This window comes from Cysteiniphilum litorale (genome assembly GCF_003428165.1).
GTDB lineage: Bacteria > Pseudomonadota > Gammaproteobacteria > Francisellales > Francisellaceae > Caedibacter > Caedibacter litoralis.
The window spans coordinates 1-6524 of record NZ_QLIQ01000069.1 but is presented as its reverse complement, the minus strand read 5'-3'; the positions used below and the strand labels follow the sequence as shown (position 1 = coordinate 6524).

Sequence of the window (6524 nt, the reverse complement as noted above, 5' to 3'; positions counted from 1 at the left end):
AAGGAGTTGTAGCTAAAAAAACTAAAAAAGTTAAAAAACATAACTCACCCCAATACTCAATCGATACATAGTTGGTATCGCTGACTTTGATTCATAAACTGCCTGTTGTGACTTGAAAAGATACGGTGAATACGCACTAAAACCACCCTCAACGGAAAAATGACGATGCCACTGATACCCAGAATAAAGTCCAAAAATTGGCGTGATATTACGGTAAAATGACTTAGCATGATCATTGTTTTGACCATGTTGACCATAAAAACCATACCGATCAACCCAACCATAGACAAAACCTAAGCCAGACCCTGCGCCTAATTTAAAACCACTGTCAAAATAGTCAAAATAATAGTGATACTTCAATATCCCTGATATATCATACAAGGACGTGATAATCGTCTGCTCACTACCACTAAATACACGGTTACTGCTAACAGCAAAACCCAGTGTCGGGGTCAGGGTGTGTCGTCTATCGATGACAAAGCGATACCCGCCATCAACACTCAATCCAATATCGCTAAGATAGTCAAAATAACGCAAATGCCCCGTTTGTCGATCAGTATTGGCAATCCCCCCTTGCGGATAGTTTACATTGACCTGACCACCGATAAGCCATCCATTTTCTAATAGTACACATGATGGTAATGCGCTCACGGGTTGTAAGCGGTATCCTGCAAATAACCACTGCACCCATAAGCCCGAAACGACAACAATAAGACCAACCACAAACCATTTGCTGTGATATACTTGCCTAAATGTGGCGATAAGCCGCTGATAAATCTCTTTAACCGCTCTGATCACAAGGATAAGGTATTGCTGCCACTGATACTTAACAAAATAATGCTTAAATAACCGTAACCCAACCATACTACCAATCCCAAGAAAAAGCATGACACATAACACCATCCATAATGACTGTGAGGCATGTGGTAATTTGTGCGTTACTAAGACCGCCGTAATGGTGAGAACAAACAGCCAGAAAAAAACCGTTGATACTTTGCGCTCATAATATAAAAAGCGCTGACCAACGTATCTTAACCTGCTGAATCTTCTTGCATCTTTTAAACCCGATGGGTTTGACTTATTTGAGTTTGTTGCGTTTCCTGCATTTTCTACGTTTTTTTCCTGCGTTGAATTTTTTAACTCTTTTATTTCTTGTAACTGATCTCTTTTAACGTGTTTAACCTGTTTTACTTGTTTTGCTTGGCGGCGTGAAAATAACTTCAATAAAAACATCTTTCACCCTCTGATTGATTGAAAATGTTGAAAATGCTAAAAATAATGACAATACCAAAAGTATTTGAACTGAATGACTGAATGGCGCTTACCAGTGGTGATCATCCTGTGGGTTAACCACAAATAAAATCTCTAATGGTTTTTGCTTTACTCCCCTGCCTTTACACAGTTTTTGTGGCAATTCTTTATCAATCGCTTTAGATATTGCCTGTGACATAATCGATATGAACTCATCCATATTCCGATCGCGTTTTAACGATAAATCTTCCACATAACAGGCAATGCTCACTTGCATCCCCACGTTACGTATTTTAACAAGTAAGTGTCTCATAATTTTCCTCCAAAACCGTATGCTGTAGATTTGTTTTTTATTTTTTATTTTTCTCGTTTAGTTTTTGATTGCGTGGGTGAGCTTTCTTAACTGCTGATCAATATCCGTCAACATCGCCAATTGCGCTTGCTGATAGGCATGTTGTTTTGTGTCGTTTAAAGCCTGATAGACTTTTGGCGCAGTATCCAATAATGCAAAGTTGAAAGCGTAGCTAAGAGAAGTGTTGATAATCTGCTGATTAACAGCAATATCATAATCTCCACTCATTGTTTGCGAAGCATATAAGCCATGCGCCTTATTAACGATCTCATTACAACCAACACCATAGTTACAAGAGTTATCAGCAAGCCCCTTGTAAATACCATCATCAGATTTCACCTGATCACTTTGACTTACAATATCCTTGGAAAAGGCATTAGCTAAAGACACAATCGGATAATCTGCTCGATTGGCAATGACTTTTTCGCGCTCAGTTAACGGTTTGTCTAAAGCTACCTTAAAAAATAGGTTGTAGTAATCAATCACGCCCTGAGCAAATGAAGCCAAAGCTTTTGACTCTGATTGATCACTTGGATTTTGCACTTGATAATCTAAAATACCTTGAGCATAAGCTCTAAGCTGACCTAAGTTTAATTTAGACGCATAAGCTAACGTTTTTTGATACTGTTTAAATTCAGTGACGTTTTCAATAGTGGGGTTCGTTATCGCTTTTTCAAAAGCTTGCTTAGCTGCATAAACATATCGAGCATAATGTTTAAGATCATTATTTAAAATCTCATTGCCAAGCTGAGTTAAAGTATCAGTATCTACAAACTTAAAACCGCCTACAAAGGTATCAAAAGTACCATCACCACTATTAAAAGATGGTAAATCAATAGGCTTTACCCCAACTGAGTTATTGCTATTGTCTCCATTAATAATTGTTTTAATATGCTGAGCTTGCTCAATTTTAACAGGGTATATGTTGTCAGCACTCGCCATACTACTCATCCCAATACCTAAAGCAAATAAGACACACCTTGCTCTCTTCTTAATCCACATCCTTTATACTCCTTTCTGCTTGTAAATAATCTGATAAAAACCAATGCTCAAACAGCCGTTGCCCTGCTTTAAACTCAGCTTCAGCCGTTTTATTGATTTTTGTAGTCTCAGTTTTTTTAATTTTCTGATTTGTTTTATTGGTTTTATTGGTTTCCAATTCATCACGCACTATTGCTTCTTTGTTATCCATAATGGCTTACCTTTGGGTTTACAATACAAAACCACCCCAGTAAGCACAGCTACCGTAAGGTGTGTTAGTTAAAAGAAAAAACGATAACTGTGCTTACTGGGGTGACTTTATGTATGTAAGAATAAATGTCGCCGACTAGCAAAATAATTGTCGTTTAACGATCGGTAAATACTTAAGATAATTTCAACTGCGCATATGCCATTTCATACGCCTTTTTACGCTTAACCCCCTTTTTAATATAAAAGCAAGCCAGTGCCTTAGCACTAAAGCATGACATACTAAAAACAGATCGTTTTTGTTGAGCATCTTCATCATCAGCTTCATGCCTTGCTTTATGATATGCCGATTGACGTGTTGTATAGTGCATATATTCATTGGCTTGATCACGTATAGTATTATCCGTATACGTTTTTGTTGCGCCCATATAAGGTTTTTCTGGTCGTAATTTCTTGGGCTGAGATTTGTTAAACTTGGGAATCATAAGACTTACCCCTGTTGATTATCATTGAACATATCAATGATCACTAGCAATACAAAAAAACGCATCAGTAAGCATAGATATATTCAATAATGAAAATATCCCCTACTTAAACTAGGCAACATGCTAGATGAACCTCGACTTTCGTCCGATGTACCTACATCCAAGGTTGATTTACGGGCTGTCTCTACCCAACATCAATCACAGCGGTTGTTTTATTTTGTCTATTGTTGTTTTGTTTACTCAAAATGCTACTTTACGGTGCAGCTAACCGTGATCAGCTTAATCTATCTACTGATCATCAAGTTATTTTTAAGATTGGCTCTGCCGTCCTGTCTAAAAACAAAGCCAATCTAAAAAACACTTTATTTATTTATTTATTTATTTACTGTACCTACTTTCTTTACCTTATTTACCCTTACCATATTTACATTCGTTTAATGCCTCATGTAGTAGTAACTGTTATTGGTTTTACACATACGCCCTCTATTTGTTATCTTATCCTGTGACTTTTGACACACCAGTCGATACCAATTATTAAAACCACTCGGGCGATTAAAGCACTGATGTATCAATTGCTTTATTAGCATATTCGCCAAATGTTTAAAACTCGTGGCTCCTGAAAAGTAATACGCATGATTTGCCACCGTGTGATAAAGCCACTGATACACTTCCTGATCACTCGTAATAACAACGCCTTTTCTTTTAACGTAATCAATAATCGCGACCAGTGCCACTTTCTGGCATTCAGTCACTGTTCCTTTAACTAAATCCTGTTGCGCCAAACTTGCCCAGTCTTTTTTAAGCACTTCTTGCTCGATCACTGGTATGGTTAACTCAGTAATAGGTGGTAGCTTCAAGTTTTGATTCTTTAACAGTGGGTTTTTAGCCTCATGCCTTGCTTGATCTTGTTTTTTATCTTGGGAAATGTTAGTAAACTCATGATGATCACTACGCTTGAGATCATGAAAATCACCATAACAAATCCCTCTAAACAGTTGATCATAATTTAACTTACCATACGATTGAATCGCATTAGTAGCACACCGAACAACCTCACTTTCACTTGGATAGCCACGTTGAATACACTGTTTAATGAAGTCCTTATACTTGGACTCGCCCAAATTAAGGTACTGATCAACGACAGTTTCAGTGTCTTTAGCCGTATTATCAGCATTTATATTTTGTTGATCGTTGCTGTCGCTTGTAGTGCTTTCACGCAACTTTATCCCTTTGCTATCATCGCTAACACCATCAACAACAATTTCACAATTCACACTATGATAAACTTGATCAATTGCCTTATTACTGGCAGTATCAGCCTTGACAGCATTACATCCATCAATGTTGTTACTCCCTGTCAGTGATCGTTTTGATACTACTTTTTTTAGATCACTGACAACGAAATCTCCATCTAAAAGTGAAACTGCTAAAAATTCATCGTCACTGATCACACCAAACTCAACTAAAATCGCAGCAACAAGCTCGTTTTCAGTGTCAATATCGTATTGCTCGTGTAGTTCAGTAACCTTAGCCGTAATTTTTTCAATGCTTTCATTGGTTAAAATCGCTTTTAACTCATTGATGACAAAATCAAGATCAAGATCAAGATTACTTTGGCGGTTATTATGGTGATTGTCGTTGTCATTGCCGTTGTCACTCATCGTGTCCACCTTGCCAAGATTGACTTTGTCACTGGCAACAACCGATTCAGACAAATCACACTCGCTCACAGTTATTGACCCTTTCGCTGAACTGGCACCTTTAGCATCAACTGCAACCAGATAGCACCAATCAATAAACTGCTTAAAATCTTTTGCTTCACGTTTGATGTCCTTTCTGGCTAAGGCGTTGTTGAAAGCGATGATATCAATCTGATCAGCATTAACGTGCGTCATGATGTTAATGACCTTAGCTTGACAAACGGTCAAATAATCAAACAACTTAGATTCACACTTGACGGCTCTAATGCCAACATCAGAAAAATCAAAATCACAAACATCAGAAAAATCAAAATCACAAACATCAGAAAAATCAAAATCACAAACATCAGAAAAATCAAAATCACAAACATCAGAAAAATCAGAAAAAATCACAGTCTTTTCACAATCAACATTTTTAGTGGAACCAACACCCTCTAATGCTTGGTGCTGATGGTTAAGATTGTTATTTTTTTTATTTACCTTTTGATTATTTACCTTATTAATGGAGCCTTGCCCAAAGGGAGAAGCTTGCTTTGCCGTTTGGGTGAAGCTTGGCGCTGAAATCCTTATGTTTTCAAAGTTTTTACTTATCGCGTCATAGTCATTTTCGTCTGCATTCGCTGCCAAAGAGTGTTGATGTGCTTCCTCTAAAAATAATACTGCCTTATCCGTTGCCTGATACAGCACACGATTATTTTTAAGCGTGAAACGAACAATATAACCCTTAGCTTCAAGATGATTTAATGCGGTTGTCACAACTTTACGCGAGAAACCCGATTTACTTTCTATATCACTGAAATTGATCAACATTCCCTGATGATTGTCACCTTTGCCATTGCTAAATACTGAGCCTTGCTTCTGAGTAAAATACAGTATCTGTTGTAATAAAAATGCCTGACGTGGGCAATGTAACTGTTTAAACCAATAAGACTGCCATAAAAAATCCACATGAAACTTGCTTTTAGGGCTGTAATATACCTTATCACATTCCGCTTGAATCGGATTAAACCCCGTTTGATCGATTTGATGATTGACTATTTTCATCGCTACACCACCGCCGTTGTTAGGTTTGGTGATCGGGTAGTTAGAAAACCGTAAAAAAAGAAACGGCGCACAGTATTCGCCAATTGATGACTTATTTCTGCGCCTACCCAATCATAACGGCGTAAAGAAGTTATGACTAAGTAATCAGTAAGCGCAGTGAATAAAATAAATAGCCACTTACCTGATATACTGCTTACGGTGCAATACAAACCGTCTTGTATTGGGTTTCTTAAGCCCAGTCGTCCTTTAAAAATTCCAGACACGGAAAAGCGTACCATGTGCTGAAAATTTTGCAAGATGTGTGCGTGAGATTTTTGGATTAATTTGGATGATTTAGATAATTGTAATAATTGAGGTAATTTAAAATAAGCGAGCGGAAATGAAAAGCTAAAAGTATTTTCACTATCAAAATATCGCCAAATACATATTTGGCAACCTAGTTGCTGTTGATCAAATTGATATATTATCTCATTCGATAATATATCCTGATTATTGCTTTGACTA

The 6524-nt window shown here is 37.2% G+C and carries 7 protein-coding genes; all 7 read right to left on the bottom strand.

The window, feature by feature from the left end:
- Positions 1-30: 30 nt before the first annotated feature.
- Positions 31-1233, bottom strand: coding sequence for a hypothetical protein (locus tag DNJ75_RS13890; protein ID WP_117004043.1), 1203 nt, complete (start codon positions 1231-1233; stop codon positions 31-33).
- An 88-nt stretch (positions 1234-1321) separates the two neighbouring features.
- A complete protein-coding gene (locus DNJ75_RS13885) occupies positions 1322-1564 on the bottom strand; it encodes a hypothetical protein (RefSeq protein ID WP_117004042.1) in 243 nt (80 codons plus the stop codon).
- Positions 1565-1621: 57 nt separating this feature from the next.
- Positions 1622-2605, bottom strand: coding sequence for a hypothetical protein (locus DNJ75_RS13880; protein WP_117004041.1), 984 nt, complete (start codon positions 2603-2605; stop codon positions 1622-1624).
- Complete coding sequence (locus tag DNJ75_RS13875) at positions 2595-2795, bottom strand: hypothetical protein (protein ID WP_117004040.1); 201 nt, start codon at positions 2793-2795, stop codon at positions 2595-2597. The genes DNJ75_RS13880 and DNJ75_RS13875 overlap by 11 nt, the downstream gene beginning before the upstream one ends.
- A gap of 172 nt (positions 2796-2967) precedes the next feature.
- On the bottom strand, positions 2968-3276 hold the full coding sequence (locus DNJ75_RS13870) for a hypothetical protein (protein WP_117004039.1): 309 nt from the start codon (positions 3274-3276) through the stop codon (positions 2968-2970).
- A gap of 434 nt (positions 3277-3710) precedes the next feature.
- Positions 3711-6020 carry a helix-turn-helix domain-containing protein gene (locus tag DNJ75_RS13865; RefSeq protein ID WP_117004038.1) on the bottom strand — a complete coding sequence of 770 codons (2310 nt, stop codon included), beginning with the start codon at positions 6018-6020 and terminating at the stop codon, positions 3711-3713.
- 2 nt (positions 6021-6022) lie between these two features.
- Positions 6023-6524 (bottom strand): hypothetical protein (locus tag DNJ75_RS13860; protein WP_157968366.1); only part of this gene is annotated, 502 nt, incomplete at its 5' end.